The sequence below is a fragment of the Mycolicibacterium sichuanense genome, from assembly GCF_033741125.1.
GTDB lineage: Bacteria > Actinomycetota > Actinomycetes > Mycobacteriales > Mycobacteriaceae > Mycobacterium.
This window is the reverse complement of the sequence record NZ_JAWQPU010000001.1, coordinates 18,398-39,893: the sequence shown is the minus strand read 5'-3', so window position 1 is coordinate 39,893 and position 21,496 is coordinate 18,398. Positions and strand designations below refer to the sequence as shown.

The 21,496-nt window shown below is 67.0% G+C and carries 21 protein-coding genes, 1 tRNA gene and 1 pseudogene; 8 read left to right on the top strand and 15 right to left on the bottom strand.

The features are described from left to right. Positions 1 to 87: 87 nt before the first annotated feature. Complete coding sequence (locus tag SBI80_RS00205) at positions 88 to 753, top strand: DUF433 domain-containing protein (RefSeq protein WP_318972219.1); 666 nt, start codon at positions 88 to 90, stop codon at positions 751 to 753. Beyond that, complete coding sequence (locus SBI80_RS00200; RefSeq protein ID WP_318972217.1) at positions 731 to 1,129, top strand: PIN-like domain-containing protein; 399 nt, start codon at positions 731 to 733, stop codon at positions 1,127 to 1,129. Before SBI80_RS00205 ends, SBI80_RS00200 begins: the two co-directional genes overlap by 23 nt. Before the next feature lie 159 nt (positions 1,130 to 1,288). Here the strand turns inward: SBI80_RS00200 and SBI80_RS00195 are convergent. After that, positions 1,289 to 1,371, bottom strand: a tRNA-Tyr gene (locus tag SBI80_RS00195). Between the two features lie 102 nt (positions 1,372 to 1,473). On the opposite strand from SBI80_RS00195, the gene SBI80_RS00190 reads away from it, so the two are divergent. Together SBI80_RS00190 and SBI80_RS00185 are read left to right on the top strand one after the other, a co-directional pair. Further along, entirely contained in the window at positions 1,474 to 1,965 is a 492-nt protein-coding gene (locus tag SBI80_RS00190) for a YajQ family cyclic di-GMP-binding protein (RefSeq protein WP_318972214.1), read from the top strand. Between the two features lie 123 nt (positions 1,966 to 2,088). Further along, positions 2,089 to 2,301, top strand: a pseudogene (locus SBI80_RS00185) (IS481 family transposase); the annotation flags it as partial. Positions 2,302 to 2,428: 127 nt separating this feature from the next. Here SBI80_RS00185 and SBI80_RS00180 read toward each other — a convergent pair. From SBI80_RS00180 to SBI80_RS00130, 11 genes are read right to left on the bottom strand one after another with little or no spacing between them, the layout of a single operon-like run. Further along, positions 2,429 to 3,175 carry a maleate cis-trans isomerase family protein gene (locus SBI80_RS00180; protein WP_318972213.1) on the bottom strand — a complete coding sequence of 249 codons (747 nt, stop codon included), beginning with the start codon at positions 3,173 to 3,175 and terminating at the stop codon, positions 2,429 to 2,431. Beyond that, positions 3,175 to 5,589, bottom strand: coding sequence for a xanthine dehydrogenase family protein molybdopterin-binding subunit (locus SBI80_RS00175; RefSeq protein WP_318972211.1), 2,415 nt, complete (start codon positions 5,587 to 5,589; stop codon positions 3,175 to 3,177). The genes SBI80_RS00180 and SBI80_RS00175 overlap by 1 nt, the downstream gene beginning before the upstream one ends. Continuing rightward, entirely contained in the window at positions 5,586 to 6,095 is a 510-nt protein-coding gene (locus SBI80_RS00170) for a (2Fe-2S)-binding protein (RefSeq protein WP_318972209.1), read from the bottom strand. Before SBI80_RS00170 ends, SBI80_RS00175 begins: the two co-directional genes overlap by 4 nt. Then, positions 6,092 to 7,123 carry a 2,5-dihydroxypyridine 5,6-dioxygenase NicX family protein gene (locus SBI80_RS00165; protein ID WP_318972208.1) on the bottom strand — a complete coding sequence of 344 codons (1,032 nt, stop codon included), beginning with the start codon at positions 7,121 to 7,123 and terminating at the stop codon, positions 6,092 to 6,094. Before SBI80_RS00165 ends, SBI80_RS00170 begins: the two co-directional genes overlap by 4 nt. Positions 7,124 to 7,154: 31 nt before the next feature. Continuing rightward, complete coding sequence (locus SBI80_RS00160; protein ID WP_318972206.1) at positions 7,155 to 7,976, bottom strand: alpha/beta fold hydrolase; 822 nt, start codon at positions 7,974 to 7,976, stop codon at positions 7,155 to 7,157. Continuing rightward, a complete protein-coding gene (locus SBI80_RS00155) occupies positions 7,973 to 8,596 on the bottom strand; it encodes a hypothetical protein (protein ID WP_318972204.1) in 624 nt (207 codons plus the stop codon). Before SBI80_RS00155 ends, SBI80_RS00160 begins: the two co-directional genes overlap by 4 nt. Next, positions 8,593 to 9,228 carry an SRPBCC family protein gene (locus SBI80_RS00150; RefSeq protein ID WP_318972203.1) on the bottom strand — a complete coding sequence of 212 codons (636 nt, stop codon included), beginning with the start codon at positions 9,226 to 9,228 and terminating at the stop codon, positions 8,593 to 8,595. The genes SBI80_RS00155 and SBI80_RS00150 overlap by 4 nt, the downstream gene beginning before the upstream one ends. Then, positions 9,225 to 10,121 carry an FAD binding domain-containing protein gene (locus SBI80_RS00145; protein ID WP_318972201.1) on the bottom strand — a complete coding sequence of 299 codons (897 nt, stop codon included), beginning with the start codon at positions 10,119 to 10,121 and terminating at the stop codon, positions 9,225 to 9,227. The genes SBI80_RS00150 and SBI80_RS00145 overlap by 4 nt, the downstream gene beginning before the upstream one ends. Continuing rightward, on the bottom strand, positions 10,118 to 11,200 hold the full coding sequence (locus SBI80_RS00140) for a PEP/pyruvate-binding domain-containing protein (protein WP_318972200.1): 1,083 nt from the start codon (positions 11,198 to 11,200) through the stop codon (positions 10,118 to 10,120). The genes SBI80_RS00145 and SBI80_RS00140 overlap by 4 nt, the downstream gene beginning before the upstream one ends. Further along, complete coding sequence (locus SBI80_RS00135) at positions 11,197 to 13,095, bottom strand: PEP-utilizing enzyme (protein ID WP_318972198.1); 1,899 nt, start codon at positions 13,093 to 13,095, stop codon at positions 11,197 to 11,199. The genes SBI80_RS00140 and SBI80_RS00135 overlap by 4 nt, the downstream gene beginning before the upstream one ends. Before the next feature lie 36 nt (positions 13,096 to 13,131). Next, entirely contained in the window at positions 13,132 to 13,776 is a 645-nt protein-coding gene (locus tag SBI80_RS00130; RefSeq protein ID WP_318972196.1) for an isochorismatase family protein, read from the bottom strand. Positions 13,777 to 14,076: 300 nt separating this feature from the next. Between SBI80_RS00130 and SBI80_RS00125 the strand changes: the two genes are divergently transcribed. The 4 genes from SBI80_RS00125 (at position 14,077) to SBI80_RS00110 (ending at position 17,934) form a co-directional block, all read left to right on the top strand. Next, positions 14,077 to 15,474: an ammonium transporter family protein gene (locus tag SBI80_RS00125; protein ID WP_318972194.1), complete on the top strand. Its 1,398-nt coding sequence runs from the start codon at positions 14,077 to 14,079 to the stop codon at positions 15,472 to 15,474. A 134-nt stretch (positions 15,475 to 15,608) separates the two neighbouring features. Further along, the gene (locus SBI80_RS00120; protein WP_318972192.1) at positions 15,609 to 16,280 is read left to right on the top strand and encodes a GntR family transcriptional regulator; all 672 of its coding nucleotides are present in this window, start codon (positions 15,609 to 15,611) and stop codon (positions 16,278 to 16,280) included. A 398-nt stretch (positions 16,281 to 16,678) separates the two neighbouring features. Then, on the top strand, positions 16,679 to 16,825 hold the full coding sequence (locus SBI80_RS00115; protein ID WP_318972190.1) for a (2Fe-2S)-binding protein: 147 nt from the start codon (positions 16,679 to 16,681) through the stop codon (positions 16,823 to 16,825). Continuing rightward, positions 16,822 to 17,934 (top strand): XdhC family protein, encoded by a 1,113-nt coding sequence (locus SBI80_RS00110; protein WP_318972188.1) that lies wholly within the window; start codon positions 16,822 to 16,824, stop codon positions 17,932 to 17,934. The genes SBI80_RS00115 and SBI80_RS00110 overlap by 4 nt, the downstream gene beginning before the upstream one ends. 337 nt (positions 17,935 to 18,271) lie before the next feature. Here SBI80_RS00110 and SBI80_RS00105 read toward each other — a convergent pair whose 3' ends face one another. The 3 genes from SBI80_RS00105 to SBI80_RS00095 all read right to left on the bottom strand — a co-directional run bounded on the left by SBI80_RS00105 (position 18,272) and on the right by SBI80_RS00095 (position 21,292). Further along, positions 18,272 to 18,733 (bottom strand): lipoprotein LppJ family protein, encoded by a 462-nt coding sequence (locus SBI80_RS00105; protein ID WP_318972187.1) that lies wholly within the window; start codon positions 18,731 to 18,733, stop codon positions 18,272 to 18,274. A 67-nt stretch (positions 18,734 to 18,800) separates the two neighbouring features. Further along, positions 18,801 to 20,591, bottom strand: coding sequence for an alpha/beta hydrolase (locus SBI80_RS00100; RefSeq protein WP_413232643.1), 1,791 nt, complete (start codon positions 20,589 to 20,591; stop codon positions 18,801 to 18,803). 185 nt (positions 20,592 to 20,776) lie between these two features. Beyond that, the gene (locus tag SBI80_RS00095) at positions 20,777 to 21,292 is read right to left on the bottom strand and encodes a hypothetical protein (RefSeq protein ID WP_318972183.1); all 516 of its coding nucleotides are present in this window, start codon (positions 21,290 to 21,292) and stop codon (positions 20,777 to 20,779) included. Positions 21,293 to 21,496: the final 204 nt, after the last annotated feature.

Sequence of the window (21,496 nt, the reverse complement as noted above, 5' to 3'; positions counted from 1 at the left end):
ACCGCAGTCCAAACCGGTTGTGAGACCCGTGATGCATACTTCTGTCTGGGGGAGCGACGAGCGCGATGCGGGAAGGTGGTGACCGCGATGACGGTGGACATTTTCGATGACCCCCTCTTCACACCGCGCGACGTGTCCGTTTTCCTCGATATCCCCCGCTCGACCGTCTATCACTGGCTCAGCGTTGGGTCTCGCGGCGGGGCACCCTTGGTTCACCATGTCCCGCCCGCGCGCAGAGGTGCTGCGTCGGTGCCGTTCGCCGCTCTCGTGGAGGCGTTTGTCTTGCGAGCCCTGAGGAACGAGTTGGGATTTACCAAACGTCAGATAGCAGACACAGTCGCGGACGTCCGGGACACGTTTGGCACCGACTTTGCCCTGGCGAGCAAGCGCATTGCCACCGACGGCATCGACATCTTCATCCATCACGCTGATGACGAATTCGCCCGTGTCGGCGATCACCAAGTCCTCATCCGTGAGATCGTCGGCGACTACCTTCGGTACATCACGTGGGCGGACGGGAGCGATTACGCGGCGCGGCTCGAGCTTCCCGGCTTCGGTAATGATGCGCAAGTCATCGTCGACCCGAGATTCGCGTGGGGGGACCCCGTCGTCGAGCGCAACAAGGTGCCGATCCGCGCGGTCCTCGATCTTTGGGCCGCCGGTGAGTCACTGTCCGTCGTCGCGGACGAGTACGGGTTGACAGTCCCAGAGGCTGAAGAGATCTGTCGCGTTGGACTCAAACGAGCCGCCTGAGTTCTTCCTCGACCGGAGTCTCGGCAAGCGCGTTGCGGCCGGGCTCATCGAGCTTGGGTGGCTGATCCACCTCGTCGTCGATCACTTCCCCGATGACGCCCAGGACACCGCCGACGAAGTGTGGATGCGATTTGGTCTTGATCGTGGGTGGTTCCCGCTCCATAAGGACGGCCGCATACGCAGCACCGACGCTGAGCGTCGACCACTCGTCGAGTTCGACGCCCCCATGTTCTATCTGGATAACCAGCAGCTCAAGATCTCCGAGATGATCCGGCGGTTTCACGCCGCTCAACGGCAGATTCACATCAAGGCTCGGTCGAGCGGGGCCGCTTGCTTCGCCGTTTCCGACAGCGGCATACGACGCACCTGGCCGTGAGCGTGGAACCCAAAGCCGCGATGGCGGCTTGCTCGACGTCGTCCTCACCAAGAAGAAGCTGGCTGGCGGACGCAGAGTTAGGCGCGACTTGTGACAATCCGTGACAATCCGCAGGCGTTCGAACAAAACAGCCCCCCTCGAAAGGGGGGCTGAGCTGTGTGGCAGGTACAGGATTCGAACCTGTGTAGGCGTTAGCCGACGGATTTACAGTCCGCTCCCATTGGCCGCTCGGGCAACCTGCCTGGTGCTCGCCCCAAACCCGACCCGGGTTTGGTGCGAGTAGCAGGGTACAACGAGGATGGGCTCAAGACGAAAACGCATCGACAAAGGGAGGGAGCGAGTCCATGGCGGATTCCAGCTTCGACGTCGTCAGCAAGGTCGATCGCCAGGAGGTCGACAACGCTTTGAACCAGGCCGCCAAGGAGCTGGCCACCCGTTTCGACTTCCGCGGCACCGACACCACCATCGAGTGGCAGGGCGAGGAGGGCATCATCCTGGTCTCCTCCACGGAGGAACGCGTCAAGGCCGCCGTCGACGTGTTCAAGGAGAAGTTGATTCGACGCGACATCTCCATGAAGGCCTTCGACGCCGGTGACCCGCAGCCGTCGGGCAAGACCTACAAGGTGATCGGCAGCATCAAGCAGGGCATCAGCAGCGAGGACGCCAAGAAGGTCACCAAGCTGATCCGTGACGAGGGCCCCAAGGGCGTCAAGGCGCAGATCCAGGGTGACGAGATCCGCGTCAGCTCCAAGAAACGCGATGACCTGCAGGCCGTGCAGGCGCTGCTGCGGGGCGCCGACCTCGACTTCGCGGTGCAGTTCGTCAACTACCGCTAGCTGTACCTGACCGCGGACGTTGGAAACGGCGTCGTGTGGTGGACACGACGAAGACCTCCGAGTGAAGTGCGAGCTGTCTAGGAACGCACCAACTCACCTCGGAGGTCCTGGTGGACCACCGTAATGCCCCTGTCCGAGACTGGTCGTCTGCGATTGGCGCGTTGCGTCGTAGAGGACGGCTGGCCGCTGCGCGGAGCTGCCGCACGCTTCCAGGTGTCGGTCACCACGGCCTCGCGCTGGGGCAGGCCGGTATCGCGCTCACGCCCGCGTCACAGCCCTCATAGGACCCGTCGGCGCATGGCGAAGCGCATCCTCGGGTTGCGTGGGCAACGCCGAAGCGAAGCATTGCGGGAGCCTCTCGATTCGCGGGTGCCATCCTCCCCAACTGGACCGCGCTGGATATTGGTGCGGGTGAACTCGTCCTTACGTGCCTTCCCGCTTTGACTAACCGCTTCGTGCCGACTTAGGCGAGAAGAGATCCCGCGCCGACGACGGCGGGGGCGTGTCCCAGCGCGAGAAGGGTCTCGTACGCCGTGGCGGTGGCCGCCGAGATCACGGGGAGCCCAAGCTCGTCCTCCACGAGTTGAACGGACGCAAGCGATGGCATCTGGACGCAGGCCGACAAGACGATGGCATCCGCACCCTCGCGACTGAGGTTCCGGGCCAACGCGGGCAGGTTGGCCGGATCCAGGCGGCCCACCGCCAGGTTGTCGTCAACACCGAGGGCGACGGCGTCGAGTACCGAGATCCCCTCGCCTTCGAGGTAGTCGGTGACCAGCTTGGTCAACGCCGGTACGTAGGGCGTGACGATGGCGACGCGCTCGGCGTTCAGCGCGGTCAGGCTGCGGACCAGAGCGCCCGCGCTGCTGACCACGGTCGCCGGATGTCCGTTGTCGGCAGCGGCTTTGGCGATGACGTCCTCGGATTCGCGGTGGGCTCCCGGGCCCTGCGCCATCACGGCCACCAGGCAGGCGTAGGCGATCACGTCGACGTCGGCGTCGGACAAGGCGCGTGCGCAATCACCGGCCTTACCCACCATGGCGAGCAATTCCTCGGTGTTGACGTTGCGCATCGACGCCCGGGCCGAGTGAAACGTGTAGGCGTGCCCGGTGGCCGCGCTCTGACGACGGAACAGTTCGGGCAGTTCGGTTTCCATGGTGGTGTTGGAGCTCGGCACTATGAGCCCGATGCGTGACGAAGTGGCGGTCATCAAGAGTCCTTTTCCGCAGTGTTAGAAGAAGAGGCCCGTGCGGCCTCGAGGGCACGCCAGATCGACTCTGGCGTGATGGGCAAGGCGGTCAGGTCGACGTCCCATTCCGCGAGGGCATCACACACCGCGTTGGCGATGGCGGCGCCAGGCGGGATGGTCCCCACTTCACCGACTCCCCGGATACCGAACGGTGTCACCGGAGAGGGAACCTCGGTGTGCAGCAGCTCGATCGGCGTGGCGTCGGCCGCGGTAGGAACGAAGTAGTCCAGCATCGAGCCGTTGATCAGCTGACCGGTCTCCTGGTCATACCGCAGCTCTTCACCCAGCGCGGCGCCGAAGCCCTGCATCAGCGCGCCCCGTACCTGGCCTTCGACCACCACCGGGTTCACGACCGTCCCGCTGTCGTGGACCATGACGAACCGCTCGACGTCGAACTCCCCGGTCTCCGGGTCGACGGCGACGACGGCCGCTGCGGTGCCGAAGGAATACGCGGCATCGAGTGGTTCGAAGTGCGCGGTCGCTTCCAGCCCGGGGTCCTCACCCTCCGGTATGCCCTGACCGGTGATCGCCCGTGTGAACACGTCGGCGAGTTCGACCTGCGCCGTGCCGTTTTCAAGGCGCGCCACCCGCCCGTCGATGCGGACCTCGTCGAAGGCACCGCCGAGGACGAAGGCGGCGAGCCGACGGGTCTTGGCCGCGAGTTCCTCTCCGGCGTCCCGCAGTGCGCCGCTGGCGGCGATCATGGTGCGCGAGGCGAAGGCACCGGTGTTCAGGGGCGACGATGCGGTGTCACCCGAGTGAACGCGAATCCGTTCGTAGGCGATTCCGGTGACTTCGGCGACGACCTGGGCGAAGGCGGTCTCGCTGCTCTGACCCATCGTCGACACACCGGTGTAGACATCAACCCCGCCCGAGCGGTTCGCCCGCAGGGTGACGCTCTCGTGGGCGCCGAACTGCGAGCCGCGCTTGGCCAGGAACCGCGCGCTGGCATAGCCGGTGCGCTCGACGAAAGAGGAGAACCCGATTCCGACGATCCGGCCGTCAGGGCGCGGATCCCTCGGCAGCGCAGCGTGAGTGCTCCATCCGACCGCCTCGGCCGCCATTCTCAGGCAGCGCTCGTAGTCGCCACTGTCGTAGACCGCGCCGGTGGGGTTCTGCCATGGCATCTGGGCCGAGGTCACCATGTTCTGAGCCCGCAACTCCACCGGGTCGACACCGACGACTCGAGCAAGGCGGTCCATCAGCCGTTCGTAGGCGAAGTTCACCTCGGGTTGGCCGTAGCCCCGATAGGCGCCGACGGGTGTCTTGTTGGTGAGCACCACCCGGCGTTCCACCATGCCGTCGTAGACGTCGTACGGCCCGTTGAAGACCACACTCGACAACTGCGCCGAGCCGAAAGGTGAGTTCCAGCCGCCGAGGTCGGTCAGGTACCGGTTGATCATCGCGACGATCCGGCCGGACGCGTCCGCCCCGATGCTGTAGTCATGCACGGCTTCCCGAGCATGGGTGGACCCGCGGAAGTGTTCGCCGCGATCCTCGGTCCACTTCACCGGACGCCGCAGCGTCATGGCGTGCACACAGGCCAGGACGTCTTCGGGGAACACTCCGAGCTTCTGCCCGAAGCCACCTCCGACGTCGCTGGCGACCGTGCGGATCTCACTCTCGTCGAGATGCAGGGTTTCGGCCAGCTGCTTGCGGATCAGGTGTGGCACCTGGGTGGAGCAGTGCACCGTGAGCATCCGCGCACCGGGTCGCCACTGCGCCAGCACCGCGCGTGGCTCCATCGGCAGCGGGGTCACCCGGTTGATCCGGAATCGCCCACTGACGACATGGGCCGCCTCCGCCATCCGCTGCTCCGGCTCACCGCGTCGGTCGACCTGGGTGGCCAGCACGTTGGTCTCGAGCTGCCCCGGGTGCAGCACCGGAGCCGACGGCTCCAGTGCGCAAACCGAATCCACGACGTGCGGCAGCGGCTGGTAGTCGATGTCGATCAGCTCGAGCGCGTCCTCGGCGATGTGGCGGCTGGTCGCGACGATGCTGACGACGGGCTGGCCCTCGTGGGTGGCGACGCCGTCGGCGAGTGCGCGGTACGGCAGTGCAGGCGCGCCGGGAACCGGCCGGAGCACCGTCAGTGGACCGGTGCTCTCGCGGATGTCGTCCGCGGTCAGGATCTGCAGCACACCCGCGAGTTGCAGGGCGGCGGAGGTATCGATGGCGCCGATGCGGGCGTGCGGATACGGACACCGCGCCACCGCCATGTACACCGTCCGCGCAGGCTCGACGTCGTCGGTGAACTGGCCGTCGCCACGCAGCAGGCGTGGATCCTCCTTGCGCCGCACCGACGTTCCGAACACCCGGCCACGGGGCGTGTCGTCCCGATCGGTGTCGGTACGGCGCTCCTCGACGGCGGTCATTCTGCTGCTCCGTCCTTCCGGTGTGCGAAGTAGTCCTCGATGGCCGCCACGATGGGGGCGTAACCCGTGCAGCGGCACAGCACTCCGGATATCTCTTCGGTGATGGTCTCGCGGTCGGGGCAACCGCCCTGATAGGCCAGCGCGGTCGCGGTCATGAGGAAGCCGGGGGTGCAGAACCCACACTGCAGGGCGTGGTGGGCCCCGAACGCCTCCTGCAGATCGTCGAGTTCGTCGCCCTCGGCCAGACCCTCGACGGTCTGGACCGACCGGCCGTCGAGCTGGCAGGCCAGCATCAGGCAGCCCTTCACCGCTTCACCGTCGACGATCACCGTGCACATTCCGCACACCCCCTGCTCGCACCCGACGTGGGTGCCGGTCAGGCCGAGGTGTTGCCGCAAGAAGTCGGCGACGTGCATCCGGACCGGGACGTCGTCGCTGCGCTCGTCGCCGTTGACGACCGTCGATATCCGGATCATCTGCTCCGGCGCGTTGCCCACAGTGGTCACCGGCGTCCCGCGGGTCGCATCTCGGGCACGGTCAGTTCTCCGGCGTCCACGATGAGCTCGTCGTCGAGGTAGAGGCTGCAGCCCCGCATCGGGATGTCGAAGTGGCACGGGGTGTCGTTGGGTCCGCCGAGTTCGTTGTTCGGACCGATCGAGAACATCACGTTGCCGTAGAACGACCGCAGCTCCATGCCCATGCCACCGCCGAACTGGGTGAGACCGTGCCAGTGGGCCCGCTCGTCGAGACCCCAGCCCACGTGGGACATGCCGTAACCCCGCGGGTCGTCGAAGGATTCGATGTAGGACTTGAGCAGGTCGGCGTCCAGCCCGCCGCGGATGTCGCGGATGAAGCCGGCCTCGACGGTCAGGGTCACCGGGGTCTGCACGTAGGTGTTGAACGGAAGCAGGACGTCCCCGGGCGAGAGCATGATCGTCCCGTCCACCCCTTCGTCGGTGCCGCCGGTGAACACGAACGCCGCCGGCCAGTGGTCCCAGCGACCCGGGGTGTCGGTGTAGCCGTACTCACTCAGGGTGGGATACAGGCCGAGTTGATAGGTGACGTCAGTGCCGTGCGGGCTGGTGATTCGCATGGTCTGCGCCTTCGCCAGCAGTTCCGCGCCCACCTCGACGCGTTCGCGCAGTTCCACTGTCGGCATGAGACGCGCCAGCAGCGGCGCAGGCTCGACAGCGGTGAGAATCCGCGTGCCAGCGTCCTGAATGGCGAACTGTTCCTTGCTGAAGAGCAGGAAGGTGAGGTCGACGACCATGTCGGCAGCCTTCAGCGCTTCGACGGCCAAGGGGTTGGTGCCCAGGCCTGAGTCGCCCACGGCCCACGCCCCACTGGCGGACGCCGGTGAGGGTAGCCGCATGTGGTAGGTGGCCGCACCGAGTTGCTGTGCCGCCCAGAGGAAGGCGTCGGCGTACTCCGCGCGGTCGTGGCCCCGGGACAGGACGGCCACCGTCTCACTTTCGTTGACGGCCGAGAGCGTGAGCTGCTGCAGGCAGATCTGGTTGAACAGGTTCTGGTCCATGACGAGTTCCTCGGTTGCAGGGGAAGGGATTTCAGGCGCGGGGTGCTGGGGTCAGGAAAGGTAGTACGGCTTCGAGGAAGCCCGGCAGGTTGTCCCACGGCACCATGTGTCCTGCGGTGGCGACGTCCTGGATCGCGATATCGGGCCGCAGCGCGGCGAGTTCACGGGCGGCGGCCTGCGGGACCACCGGACTCTCGGCGCCCCGCACCAGCAGTGTCGGCGCACCGAGCTCGACGAAGATCTCGTGGAAGTCCTCGGTTTCGAAGCCTTCGTGGGTCTGCACCACGGCGGTCTCGTCGCAACTGGCCAGATGCTCCGCGCGGATCTGAAGTTCCCGCTCGGGCCAGTGCGGGTAGAACCGGCGAACGGCCTCGGCGTCGGTACCACGCTGCGCCTCGCGAAGCTGCGCGAGGAACTGCTCGCGGGAGGTCGGGTACGGATCGCGGCCCGGGCCGGACAGCGGTGGGTCCACGAGAACGACGGGGGCGAAGTCGGGACACCGCAGGCTCAGCGCCCCGACGATCCGCGCTCCCATCGAATGGCCGACGAGCGCAGGCTGATTCAGGCCCAGCGCCGCGATCACCCCCTCGGCGTCGGCGGCATAGTCGGCCAGGGTGTAACCACCGGCACCGGGGGTGTCGCTGCCACCGCGACCCCGGACGTCGGGCACCGCCACCCGGTAGCCCGCGGCGGCCAGCTCCACGGCGATGAAGTCGGCCGTGACGGCGGGGCTGGTGATTCCGGGCACCAGATACAGGTCCGCTGCGGCATCCTCGTTGTAGAGCAGGACTTCATGACGAATTCCGTTGGCCAGCACGGCTGTTCGACGGCCTGACACCGGCGGTTCGATCATGACGACACCTCGGTGCTTCCGGTCGGGATCTGGTCGATGGCCCACGGCAGCAGCGCTCGGGCCGGCTCCAGAGCCCGCTCCAGCCGGATCCGGTCGACGCTGTAGCTGAGCTTGGCGATCGCGGTGTCCCTGGAACACGTTCCGCTCCGCACCCAATCGGCGGCAAGACCGGCCAGGGTCTCCAGGAAGGACAGCGAGTCCGCGGCCTGCACGTCGTCGGCGAGCCCGAGGCCTCCGACCTCGTGCAGCCCGATGAGGCGGCGCACCTCCGCGACGTCGACGTCACCGGCGTGCCCTTCGGTGGTCAGCCAGTTCCCCACGAACTCCGCGGAGCGAAGTTGGTGCGGATAGAGGTAGGCGGGGTCGTCCCAGCGCATGTGGGCGTGGTCCAGGGTGGGGCCGCCAGGGAACATCCGCTCGATGTCGTGGGTCATGGCCGCCACCCGGGCTTCCAGCGTCGCATCCGGGGTGAGGTGAACCAGCCAGTCACGCGTGCGCAGCAGGTGCACCACCTGGCCGTACGGCGCGATCCAGCCGGTCGCCGCCTGCTCCACCTCGGTACCGAACGGTACTTCGCCAGGGAGCCAATTGAATTCGGGGTTCACGTCCAGTGCGCTCATCGGCTGACCCGGCCCCGGACCAAGGTCACCATCGCCACGATGACCTGCAACGCGTTCAGCGCCACCAGGGCCTTGACCCAGGCACCGGAGACGACTCCGCCTCCGCTCGGCCCCGGGGCGCCGACCGGGGGCAGCGCCGCCGGACGCGGGGTCGCCTGCCGCGGTGAGTCGGCGTCACCCGTGGCCTCCCCGCCGAGGGCAGCCTCCAGGTTGCGGGCGAACTGGGCAGTGACCTTGCCGGCCTGTTTGGCGACCACCTTCTGGCCCACACTGCCGAGTGCGCCGGCCAGCGCCACGTCACCCTCGACGTCGACGACGGTGCCGGTGGTGCCGGGGCGCAGCCCGACGACCACCTCGGCACGGACGTTTCCGGCCGCCCCCCTGACGCTCTTGCCGACGGCCGTGAAGGCCATCCGGCGCTCGCGCTCACGGTCCGTGATCCGCACGCTGGCAGCGAAGGTCGCGCTCATGGGGCCGATGCTCTGGCTGATCCGGACGTCGATGTCATCCGGGGTCAGCACACTGAGCTGTTCGACACCGGGCATACACCCCGCCACCGCTTCGGGGCGGTCCAGGAACGCCCACACCTCGGCGACCTGCTGGGCAACTTCGAATTCCTCGTGCAGTTTCACAGCGCTCCCGCTCTCGTCATGTCGGTGGTGGGGTTGGCGGCCCGGCGGCGTAAGTCGCGCAGGACTCGCGTGATCTGGATTGGGGTGAGATGGCGCCGGTAGGCCGTGCTGGCCCGGATGTCCTCGGGAGGGTCGATGACGTCGAGCGCTGACCGGGCGGCGGCCGCGATGTCCGCATCATCGAGCCGGCTGCCGGTCAGCAACGTTTCTGCCGGGGTGAGTCGCAATGCGGTGTCGGCGACCCCGCCGAGGCCAACGCGGACATCGGACCAGGTGCCGTCGGAGGCCACGTCACCGCACGCCGCCACACTGACGATCGCGAAATCATGGTGCTTGCGGCATATTTCGCCGAAGGCATGGTGAGCTGGCGATGCGTCGAATTCGACGGCGGTCAGCATCTCGTCACCGTTCAGGATGGTGGAGTAGGCGCCGTCGTACAGCTCGGTGGCCCGGATGCGCCGCTCACCCGTCAGGCTCTGGACGACGACCGTCGCGTCGAGCACCAGACACGCCAGCAGGACCTCGCCGGTCGGGTCGGCGTGCACCAGCGCGCCGCCGACCGTGCCCCGGTTGCGGACCTGACGGTCACCGATGTGGCCCACCATCTCGACCAGCAGCGGCAGCCGCTGCGCCAGCAACGCAGACCGCTCGACGGTGCTGTAGCGAACCAGCGCCCCCAGAGCGGTTCTCTCCCCGTCGATTTCGATCTCGTCGAGGTCGACGATGTCGTTGATGTCGACGAGTGCCTCCGGACGCCACAGCCGCATGTTGAGCATCGGCGCCAGGCTCTGCCCACCGGCGAGGACCCGGGCCGAACCATCGTGGGCGTGCAGGGTCGCGATGGCCTCGGCCACGCTGGCCGGGCGGTGATAGCTGAAACGGGATGGTTTCACGCGCCGGGCGCTCCCGAGCTCCGGGTGACACCGACGCCGGCGAAGCGGGCCAACACCTGACTGATCGCCGTCGCGGGCGCGGCGACCAGCTGTTCGGTGACGCGGTTGCTCCATACCGTCTCAGGACGTACCTGCAGAACCCGGACATCGCCGTTCTCCGCGATGGCCCACTCGATGTCCTGCGGTGCGCCACGGTGCTGCTCGATCCGCTTGGCCAGTTCGACCAGGCTCCTGATCTCCTCGGCGGACAGGCACGGCTCGCCGCGGCGGTGGGCAAGGACGTCCATCAGACCGGTGAGCGAGGTGGTCGGGTCGAGGGCAAACATCTGCTCCTGAACCGCCACCTCGGCCGACACCTGTTCGAAGGTGACCTTGTCGATCACGTATCGACTCGGGGTGATCGCACCGCTGACGACGCCCTCCCCCAGCCCCCAGCAGCCTTCGATGACCACCTTGGAGCGATCGCCGGTGACCGGGTCGAGTGTGAACATCACCCCGGCCGACCGGGACGCGACCATCTGCTGGATGCCGACGCAGATGCCGTAGTCGGTCAGGTCGGCGGTCTGCGTCGGCCGGTAGGTCAGCACGGCGGAGCCGAACATGCCTGCCCAGCAACGGCGTACGTGGGTCAGGACGTCGTCGATGCCGTGCACCCAGAGGAAGGTGTCGTACTGGCCGGCGAAACTGGCACCACCGAGATCCTCGGATTCGCCACTGGACCGCACCGCCACCGGCACGTCGCCGTCGCCCACCCGCGTCGAGAGTTCGGCGTAGGCGGTCCTGATGGCGGCCTCCAAGTCTTCCGGCAGCGGCGCCGTGGAGATGGCCTCCGCCATCTCGGCGGCCAGGCGTTCCACCGTGGCCAGGTCAGCCGCCACGGCGTTCTCCCGAGTGCGGCGGGCCTGCTCGACGAGACCCGATCCGGCGAGGAAGTGCCGGTACCCGTCTGTGGTGATACCGAAGCCGGGCGGCACCTGAAAGCCCGCTTCGGTCATCTCGGCCAGGCTGCCGAATTTCCCGCCGAGGCGGGGATCGCCCGCGGTTCCCGGGGTGTCGATCCACAGAATGAGGTCGGTCATACCGTCAGCTCCAGCTCGTCGTCGAGGATCCGCACGGTGCCCCGGTCGCCGTCGACCTCGACGCGCTGACCCGTGCGGATGGTGGTGGTGGCAAAGCCCGTGCCCACCACCGAGGGCAGACCGTACTCCCGGCAGACGATGGCGGTGTGCGCCATGATCCCGCCGACGTCGGAAACCGCGGCGGCGAGCCTCGAGAAGACCGGAGCCCAACTGGGCGCGGTGATCCGACAGATGAGGACCTCGCCGTCCTCGACGTCGTGGAGCTGTTCGGGATCGAGGATGACGCGGGCCCGGCCCACCGCTTTGCCGGTGGACGCCGCGACCCCGCGCAGTACCGACTCGTCGGAGTCCGCGCTCCCCAGCCAGTCCGCGATGGCCTCGGGGGTGATGCCCCAGAGCATGACCGTGAGCGGCTCGGTGAGGAACTCAGGAGGTACGCCCAGTGCCGGCAACGGCGGGCTCTGCTTCAGCACATCCCGGATTCGCCGCCGCCGGGCGATTTCGGGGCGCCAGTAGGTGACTCCACGCGACTCGATCCCGGTCGCCCAGCCGATGTTGAGGTCGTACAGGGCCGAGTACACCTCGTTGCGGTGCAGATAGAAGATGTCTTCCTCGTCATCGAAGAAGTCGTGCGCCACGAAGACCCGACCCAGCTCGCGGACCTTGTCCCAGAACATCGAGTGGTGCCAGTGCTCGACGAAGAAGTTGTGGTTCTCCACGAACGGGAAGACCTTGCGGGCGAGCCCGACCAACCCGTCGAAGGATTCCCGGTCGGCATCGGTGGGTAGGTACGAGCGGTACTCCGCGGTGACACGTGTACGCTCGGCGAGGATCCTCTCCAGGGGCCTGCGGATGTCCTCCCCCGCCCGCAGCGCGGTGACGTAACCGCGCAGGGCCTGGAAGGGCAGCCGGAGGTCGTCGATCCAGGCGCGGTCGCTGTGTTGATAGCCGGCGCCGGTCGAGAACCAGAACCACGGATCCTTCGCCGCCTCAAAGGCTTCGAGCCATTTCGCACCGCCTGGTGCGCTCGCCAGACCGGCCAGGATGGTGTCGGGGTCGCCCTCGGCCAGCAGAGCGTCGTCGACGCCGAGCTGCACCGCGAGCGCGGCAAGGGTGCGCAACTCGTCGTCGGGCCGGAAGAGCATGATGTCGATGCCGGACACCATCGAGGCGATGGTCTGGTCGCTGATCCCTGGGAAGGCGGCCTGGCAGAACTCCCGGAACGTCAGGTAGGCGCCGTATCCCAGGTTGAGCATCTCGAAGTGATAGGACCCGATCTCGAAGAAGCTGTGGATCAACGAGCTGTAACTGGTCAGGATGTCGTACGTCGAATAGAGGCCGCGACCTTCCAAAACCCGTTCCAGGGGCTCGATTTCGGGCAAGGGCTCAAAGGTGATGGCCGAGAGCCGGGCGATGCAGTCGCGGGCCTTGGTCTCCCACGCCGCATACATCTCGTCCCAGTTCTCGAAGTAGTGGCCCGCGCGGGCGGCGAAGTGTTCGGCGCGCGCCGCGACCTCCTGCGGGTCGGTGACCGCCGTCGGGCTGATGTACAGATAGCCGTTGATGATCCGATGGTCGATCCCGCCGGCCAACGGGATGGGCCAGACCCGGGTCGACATCTGACTCACGGCCACCCACCAGTTCTCCGTGGCGATGGTGTCGAACGGGTACATCGGCTCGGGATTGTGCATCCCGTCGAAGAACCAGAACCGGCTCTCCTCGTCGGGCCGTCGCGCTTCGCTCAGCACCGAGTAGTAGGGGTACATCGACTCCCAACCCTCTGCGCCTTCGGGCGTCGCCACCGCGAACGGGCTCGCGAACCGGACACCGGGCACCGCCGCTGCGGGCTCATCCGACGAGACGGTCGTGATCGGGTCAGGGCTGATGGCTGTCATGACGACTCCGTCGAGTGAGTTGGGATTTCGGATGATTCAGACATTCGCGTCGGATCCGCTGCGCTTGGGACAGCTGTGGAGGTAGTCGACGGCGTCGTCGACGCTGATGACATCGCCATATTTCTCATCAATGTCGAACAGGTTGGCTTCATGGGGCCCGCGGGCGCGGTCGCCGACGCACTCGCGGGGAACCAGCACGGTGAATCCGGACTGCACCGCGTCGACGGCGGTGGCCCGCACGCAGCCGCTCGTGGTTGCGCCGGTGATGACCACTGTATCGACGCCCTGGGATGTCAGGATCGCGGAGAGATCGGTGCCGAAGAAGGCCGAAGCTCCGTGCTTGGTCACGAGCACCTCGTCGGCGCGCTTCTGCAGTCTTGCGTCCACTGCCACCAGTGAGGACCCTTCGACCAGCGCCCTCATGCCCGTCGCCTTGCGCAGCCAGGCGGAGGTGACCAGCCGGGCCTGGTCGAAGGCGATGGTGGTGAAGACCACCGGAATGGCCGCCTCTCGCGCCGTCTCGACGAGGCGGCGCGTCTGGGTCACGACGTCATCGAGGTCCGCTCCGGTGGGCAGGCTCGAGTCGGTGAAGCCGTTCGTCAGGTCGACGACGACGACGGCCGGACGGGCACCTCGCTCGACCCGGCCCCCGAATCCCGCTCGGTTGTAAACCTCGGTCACTGCGGGCTCCGAATCGGGGTGGTATGCCATGGCATACATGTATGTCACGGCTCCGGTGAATACGCAACAGGAAGCCTAAACTTTCTCGAATTTGGCCACTAACTGGGAAAATGCTGGGTGATCGTGAACTCCGTGTTACGCATTTCGCCCAGATGTTTCGAGTTCGCCAACACTGTTCCGCTAAATGGCATACACGTGTACGTTCACGCTTCGTGGCCGTGAGCACGGTCCATCGATACCGAGTGACAGCTGTCGCCGGCCTATCCCACGCGCCTTCGGCGCTGTAGATCAGGAGCTCAGATGGAGCAGTTCGCCGAACAGGCGTCAACGAATTGGATCATGTCCGCATTCATCTACACGCTCGGCGCCGTGGCGGTGGTGCTCGTGCTGGCGGGCCTGGTGTTCATCGACATCGGCATGGTCCGCAAGCGCAACGTCCTCGATACCGTCGTCCAGAAGCTCGGCGGCGCGATGGTCGGCGGTCTCGGGACGCTGCTCATCGGCTATCCGATCTGGCAGTGGCAATTCGACTCGGCCTTCGGCGTACCGTCCCCGCTGTGGCAGGCAGTTAAGGACTGGTGGATTGGAGGCACCTTCACGAACACGGCTTCCCGGTATATTTCGCCGCAACTGCTGCCTGAGGCCGACGTCCTCCAGATCTTTCTCATCTTCTTCGTCACCTTCACGATGGCCACTGTCGGACTGATCCACACCGGTGTGGTCGAGCGCATCAAGCCTCTTCCCTTTTATGTGATGTCGTTCGTGATCGGCGCCGTGCTGTCACCCGCAGTTGGCTACCTCTGCTGGGGCTCGCTGTCTCCCCTGACCCTTCGCGGTACCCACGACTTCGACGGCGTCTTTCCGCTCTACATCACTGCCGGCACGTTCGCCCTTGTCCTGGCCTGGCGCGTCGGTCCTCGCCTGGGTGCCTTCACCCGCCATCCCTCGGGTGCGCGCCCCGCGGCCCACAACGCGGCGTTCGTTGCCGTCGGCACGCTACTCATCGTGTTCGCCCTCCCGTTCGTGACCATCGGAAGTGGCTACATCGTTCCGGACGTGGGCTTCTTCGGAATTTCCTTCACCCAGAGCGGTATCGGCGTGGTCATCGTCAATCTCTTCGCCGCGCTCCTAGGCGGCGGTGTGGTCGGTCTACTCATCGCCTACCGCCGTCGCGAAGCGAACTGGGCCTTGCTCGGGCCGATTGCCGGCGTCGTCATCTGCGGCACACTGCTCGATGTGGGCACCGCGTGGGCGAGTGTAATTCTGGGCGGCTGTGGCCCGCTCGTCGCTCTCGGTACCGCGATGGTGGTCCGTCGCCTCGGCATCGACGACCCCAAGGTAGTCCCTCTGGCGCTGGGCCCTGGCATCGTGGGTGCGGTCGCGGTCGGCTTCATCCAATGGGGCACCCGAACAGGCGGTTACATCGGCCTGGAAGGCAAGTATGCCGTCGGTGTAGCCGAGATCAACCCGCTCTGGCAGCTGCTTGGCGTCCTCGCCACGGTCGCAGTCGTCGGGATCCCCGCGCTGGCCATGTGCCTGTTCTTCGAGCGTTTCGGCGGTATCAGAATCTCTGAGGAGGCCGAGCTCGGCGGGCTCGACGCGTACCGGTGGGGTGGCTCGAACTATGCCGACGACGAGGTTTGGGACATGTCCGAGACTGCTGGCCTAGCCACTGAAACCGTTGCCGTGCAACGCTAGTCGCGGCCTGACGGGAACGGTGTGGGCGAGCTCCGCCAACGGGGCCGCCCACACCGTACCAGGACCACTCGCCCGCGCGGGACCGAGATAGATAGGATGCGCACAGATTCGAGTGCAAGGAGACAGGGAGACAGATGGACGGCGTTGGTCCCGAGACCATCTCGCTTTCCCAACGCACGAGTGAGGGCATCGCCCGCATTCTGCGCTCGGAAATCTTCACCGGTGAACTTCCCCCTGGGACGACGTTGCCGGAGCGGCACCTCGCAGAACGGCTGCAGGTGAGCCGGACGCCCGTTCGCGAAGCGCTGATCATCCTGCAGAGCGAAGGACTCGTCGAGGTGGTCCCGAACAGGGGCGCGTCGGTGCGCACGATCACCAATGACGACCTCGCGGAGATCTACACGCTCCGTGGGCTTTTGGAGTCCCACGCCGCCCGGCTCGCATCCGAACGCGCGACGATCGAGCAACTCGAGGCCATGGAAGACGCCCAGACGCGGCTGCGCCGGATGAGCGCGCGCGGATCTGCCGCAGACCAGGCGATGGCCGATCTCGAGTTCCACACCGCTGTCAGCAATGCCGCCGGCAGTCCCTTCCTCGCCACTCTGGTCGGCCAGGTGCTCGCGTTCACGGTGAGCTTTCGCGCCAACTACAAGTATCCCGACGAGCGCAGCCAAACCGCGCTGGTCGAGCACGAAAGCATCCTTACCGCCATCAGCAAGCGCGACCACGACCTCGCCGAGCGCCTCATGCGCGAGCATGTCGCCTCCTCGTGCGCCTTTGCCCTTGCCCAGTTCGACAACGCGTAACTGCCGGGGTTCGTCTCGAGGTTGTCAGCCGACGACCTCAGCGTCAGCCAGGCGAGTCGCCACCGGAGGTCACTCAATGCTGAACGGTATCTCTCCGCACACGAATTCTTCCCGCAGCATCATCGCCGAGAACTTCGCCGGGTCGGAGAAGCGAAGCTCATCCGATACCAGCACCTCTTCGTTGTAGGAAGTGCCAAAGACCTATTGCGTAAAGGTTCTGACGTCACCCCAGACGTAGATCGAGCCGGCACCACCGATCGGCGCCGGCTGCGGTGATCAACGCCGTCGACGACGGGCTGCGATTCACCGGAATCGAATTGAACGACACACCGATTCACCCGCACGTGGTGGCCGCGACCCTGGCTCGCCATCGCGCCGACCCCCACGGAGGCCCAGCAGTGACCAACCGACTGCTCCTCGAGCTGACTGTCAACGGCAGGCATCACGAACTCGTCGTGGACTATCGCCGTACCCTCGTCGACGCACTCCGTCACGACCTCGCCCTGACGGGTACCCACGTCGGCAAGCGGTTGGCGATGCCATGACATTCCTCGCGGAGTTCGCAGATCAGGTGGGGGACTGGTATCGCGGCGGACACCGCTTCGCCCTGTGTCGGGTCGTCGCGTCACGGGGCAGTTCGCCGCTGCCGATCGGGGCCACGATGGTCGTCGGTCCTAAAGGAGAGGCGCTGGGTAGTGTGTCCGGTGGCTGTGTCGAGGGTGCGGTGTATCAGGCAGCGATGGAGATCCTGCAGGGGGCGCCGCCGCGGCTGGAACAGTATGGGTACTCCGATGCCGACGCCCTGGCAGCAGGGCTGACGTGCGGCGGAACGGTCACCGTGTTCGTCGAGGCGGTCGACGAACAGTCCTTCCCGGGGTTCGGACGGATCCTCGCCGCCGTGGGGCAGTCGACTACCGCAGCCTGGGCGACGGACGTGGCCCGCCTCGCCGACTCGCCCAGCTATCGGATGACCCGGTTCGACTCCGGAGAAGGTGTGGGCTCCCTCGGCGAACCGGCACTGGACTCCCGCGTCGCCGATCTCCTGACATCGGCGGTGCAGACGAGCCAGGGCAGCGGGTTGCACCGCATGGCAAGGGAGGGCGGCGACACCCTGCCCGCCGAGGTGTGCGTATTCGTCCACGTTCTCTACCCGCCACCTCGCCTCATCATCGTCGGTGCCAGTTCCCATGCGACCGCGCTGGCGGCGGTCGGCAAAGCAGTGGGCTTCCACACCACGGTGTGCGACGCTCGGCCGGTGTTCGCCACCCCCGACCGATTCCCGGGCGCCGACGAGGTGGTACGGCAATGGCCAGGGGAGTACCTTGCTCAAACCCACATCGATGGTCGGACCGCCGTCTGCGTTCTCACCCACGACACCAGGTTCGACGTGCCAGCCGTACTGGCCGCACTGAGGAGTTCAGCCGCCTACATCGGTGTCATGGGAAGCCGAAAGACCCATCACGACCGTCTACGCCGACTACGTGACGCCGGGGCCACCCCCGCACAATTGGCTCGTCTGCACTCACCCATCGGACTGGACCTCGGCGGCAGAAGTGCCGGCGAAACAGCTCTGTCGATCCTCGCTGAAATCGTCGCGGTGCGACACGCTCGCTCCGGCCGTCCACTCGCCACGATCGAGGGGCCACTTCATTGACCCATGAGCCGCTGTGGAGCCGCTCGTGCAGGAGCGACGCAGTGTCGGGCGACCGAAACCGACGCCGAGACCGCGGTCAATCACGACTGCGTGCAGACCCTGGGCACCGACGTCGTGATCGACCGCCACACCGCGGTGTTCCAAGACCGTCGACTTCACCGTCGCTTGATTGTTGTATCTCTTTGGCAAAGAACGGACCACTGTCTCGTCGGGCGGGCCGAGCATGGCGTGATCGTTCAGCCGCTGGACGCACGAGGGGGCCATGGATCGCACGTCGAGCTCTGGTGGGCCGCACGTCATGACGGAGTTGCTGGGCTAGACGGTATGGCTTGACCGTCTAGCCCAGCGGGAACTTCGTCCAGTCGAACCCGCCGTCGCCGTCGTGGCGGTCCATGTTGCGGCACTCCCCCGACAGCTCGACGTTGGCCCAGCCGGCAGCGGGCCCTGGCGCCATCACGGCGACGACGCCCTGCCGATGGATCACCCGGCCGTAGGTCACGTAGTTCGGCGGTGGACCATCGGTCCAGCCGTTGGCCACCATGGTCGCGGCGATGCCGTCGAAGTAGTCGTCGGCCTTCTGCCCGGGCGGAAGTGTGAAGTTCAGCCGGACGACCCCCTTGTACGGCGGGTCGCCCTGGTCGTTGCACGAGCTGAACGAGAACGCCGCGTAGGCGTCCTGCAGCTTGGCCAGCTGGGCGATCTGCTTGGCCGGCGCGGTGACCTGGTCGCGCGCTTGCTGGGTGCTCATCGGATCCGCCGGATGGTCGACGTCGTTGGTCCCGCTGTCATGGCGTGACATGGTCGTACAGCCTCCTAGGGCGAGCGTCATCGCGACGGCGGCGGTCCAAGCCCGCCACCTGGGTCGCCTAGTCATCCGGGCGATATGAGTGGTCAGTGGTGACAGAGCTCCCTGGTCGATCGGCCTCACGGTCAATGATCGCCGGAGAGCCGGGGATGTCGGTGTCGAGGTGCGGAATCGGCACCCGACCGAACGGGGTGTCGACGTGATCCGGCGTCGAGACGTGCGGTTGGTGGCGCCCCTCGGCGACAGATCCGCTCTCGGTGAGGCGCTCGGCGTTGCCGCTCGCGATGTCGGTCATGGCGCGCAGCGACTCGCTGCCACTGTCGTAGTAGTGGGAGTGGTCCCCGACGTCCAGCCCGCCGGAACCGGCGACCTCGGCATGAAAGCGCACCGAGCCGTAGGCGTCACCGGCCGGATCGGTGCCCAGCCCGGCCAGCGGACCGAGCGGGCTGCCTAGCTCCTGGTTCAGTAGGTTCGTCGCGACGGGTCCCGGGGTGCCCAACCAGGACACTGGATCGGTGGACGCGGCGCCGACGTAGACCTTGCCACCGTCGAGGTGAAAGTCCGCCGCACTCCTGGCGAGATCGGTTCCCGGGGAACCGATGAGCACCGCGTCGTTGGCGCGCATGCCGCTGCCCGCGAAGGCGTCCGCCACCGTCGTCGACCCGTAGGAATGTCCGATCACCGTGGTGTGCGACGCCCCGAGGTGGGTCGCGGCCAGCCCGTTGACGTCGGCGGCCAGCAGATCGCCCCCGGAGCGCGCCAGCCACGGCGTGGCGATGCGCGGGTCGGTGAAGCTGTCCGGTGCGTCGTAACCCATCCAGGAGATGACCGCGGTGCCCTGCCCCGGGTTGCCGAGCTTGGACTGGTCGTACAGGTGGATGCCGTCGTCGTGGCCGTCGGAGAGCCAACCGTCGCGCAGGCTGCTTCCGGTCCCTGGCACGATCACGGCGGTGTTCTGCGCGGTATCCGGGTTGCCGATCGAGATGGCCGCGCGCCCCTGCCCACCGTCGGCCAGCGGCTGATAGGCCCACAGCAGCACCGGGCGAACGTTGGGATCGGATGCGGCGCCACCCCTTTGGTGGTCCAGTCCGCGCTTGGCCTGCACCGCGTTCGTATAGCGGGTGGCGTCGGCCGCCGATAGGCCGAACCGGGCGGGATCGTGCACGACGTCGTCGGCCGAGACCCCGTTGCGCTGCGCCACCTCGCGGACGCGGTCGAGGTCGTCGTTCATCACGGCCTGGTTCACCTGATCGCGGACGCCGGCGGGAATGCCGTTGAGGTTGCCGAGCGCGGCGGGATGTTCGGCGATCAGGCGTTGACGCTGCTGCGGGGTCAGCGATGTCCACCACGCGTTGACCTCGGCGGGGTCGGTACCGGATGCGGGCACGGCGACCGAGGGCTGTGCCCCGCTGGGCGGCACCGCGCCCGTCGCGGCGCGGACGGCCGCGGCGGTGTGCTGGTCGATGGTCTCGAACGCCTCCAGCAGTCGCCGGATGAGCGCGGTGAAGGGCACGGCCATGATCGTCAGCGAGGCCGGAAACCACGGCGGTGGCGTCGCGGCCCCGTCGTCGGCGACCTGCCAACCGACGGCCCGCAGCCCGGTCACCACCGTGAGCACCGCCTGGCGCGCCGAGGACAGCTGGGCGCCGCCGGACTGCAGCGCCTGCTGCATGGCCTGCAGGCGCGCCCGCAGGGCCACCTGCCGGCGCAGGTCGGCCTCGGCCCGGGCCGTTGCCGCCGACGCCGCCCGACCCTGCCACGCCGCGCCCAGCTCGTCGAGTGCCCGCCTCTGCTCGGCAATGGCGCCGTCGAGCCGAGTCAGGTTGGCGGACAATCGATCGGCAGCAGCCATCAGCGTTTCGGGATGAGACTTCTCCACCCTCGACACCGACACCGACACGGAGCCCCCTCGGTTGTGCTCCTGCCATTATCGGCCGCGCCGGCGCGGATCCGTGCACCAGAATGCAGCGAGCCCGGAGACGTCAGACGTCTCCGGGCTCGCCGGTGTGTTGAACTCAGGCTGAAACTGTCGAAACCCTAAGGGGCCGTCGGGGCGGGATCCGGCGTGTAGGTACCGCCGTGCGTCAGAGAGTTGAAGAGTGTCCCGGGTGCAGAGAGCAGGCCGCCGGCGAGCTGGGCCGGCGCCGCCGCCAGACTTCCCGCGAGCTGACCGGGCGCTGCCACGATCGCGCTACCGAGCTGCCCCGGCGCTGCGGTCAGGCCACACGGTTCGCTGGAGGATCCGTCACTGTTGGGCGGGCACCCGGTGCCGTTCAGGTTGGTGATGCTCAGCAGACCGCAGCTGCTGGCGTTAGCGGAGGGGTTGCCGTTTGTGGGTTGGTCGCAGGTCTGACCAAGAAACTGACCGGGCGCCGCCTGCAGACTGCCCACCGTGGTCGCCGGCGCCTGGGCCACGTTGGTCACGATGGTGCACGGGATCGAGGTGAACCCGGGGGCACAGCTCGCCGACGCGGGAGCCGCCACGCCCGCGAACAGGCCGGCAAAGAGGCCGGCGCAGGCGATGACCAGCGCGGCGAGGAACTTGGTTTTCACGGATTCTCCTAAACGTGAGGCAGGCGCGTGTGCGATGCCCCGTAGCATAGCCCCCTGTACGCGTTCCCAGCGACCTATCCTAGCTAGCGAAATTCCCGGTAGACAAGCTCTTGAGCAAAGAGATTGACGGACGTGCTGATTGATCTTGACCGACGGGGAATCCCGGCGTCTCTGGCAACCTGAACCGTGCCTTCGCAAAGTCGC

Bases quoted from the DNA above. Each gene is read 5' to 3' on its own strand.
- SBI80_RS00205 (WP_318972219.1), top strand. From the start codon at position 88: ATGACGGTGGACATTTTCGATGACCCCCTCTTCACACCGCGCGACGTG.
- SBI80_RS00190 (WP_318972214.1), top strand. From the start codon at position 1,474: ATGGCGGATTCCAGCTTCGACGTCGTCAGCAAGGTCGATCGCCAGGAG.
- SBI80_RS00180 (WP_318972213.1), bottom strand. From the start codon at position 3,175: ATGACCGCCACTTCGTCACGCATCGGGCTCATAGTGCCGAGCTCCAAC.
- SBI80_RS00175 (WP_318972211.1), bottom strand. From the start codon at position 5,589: ATGACCGCCGTCGAGGAGCGCCGTACCGACACCGATCGGGACGACACG.
- SBI80_RS00165 (WP_318972208.1), bottom strand. From the start codon at position 7,123: ATGGACCAGAACCTGTTCAACCAGATCTGCCTGCAGCAGCTCACGCTC.
- SBI80_RS00160 (WP_318972206.1), bottom strand. From the start codon at position 7,976: ATGATCGAACCGCCGGTGTCAGGCCGTCGAACAGCCGTGCTGGCCAAC.
- SBI80_RS00155 (WP_318972204.1), bottom strand. From the start codon at position 8,596: ATGAGCGCACTGGACGTGAACCCCGAATTCAATTGGCTCCCTGGCGAA.
- SBI80_RS00140 (WP_318972200.1), bottom strand. From the start codon at position 11,200: ATGACCGACCTCATTCTGTGGATCGACACCCCGGGAACCGCGGGCGAT.
- SBI80_RS00135 (WP_318972198.1), bottom strand. From the start codon at position 13,095: ATGACAGCCATCAGCCCTGACCCGATCACGACCGTCTCGTCGGATGAG.
- SBI80_RS00125 (WP_318972194.1), top strand. From the start codon at position 14,077: ATGGAGCAGTTCGCCGAACAGGCGTCAACGAATTGGATCATGTCCGCA.
- SBI80_RS00120 (WP_318972192.1), top strand. From the start codon at position 15,609: ATGGACGGCGTTGGTCCCGAGACCATCTCGCTTTCCCAACGCACGAGT.
- SBI80_RS00110 (WP_318972188.1), top strand. From the start codon at position 16,822: ATGACATTCCTCGCGGAGTTCGCAGATCAGGTGGGGGACTGGTATCGC.
- SBI80_RS00105 (WP_318972187.1), bottom strand. From the start codon at position 18,733: ATGTCACGCCATGACAGCGGGACCAACGACGTCGACCATCCGGCGGAT.
- SBI80_RS00100 (WP_413232643.1), bottom strand. From the start codon at position 20,591: ATGGCTGCTGCCGATCGATTGTCCGCCAACCTGACTCGGCTCGACGGC.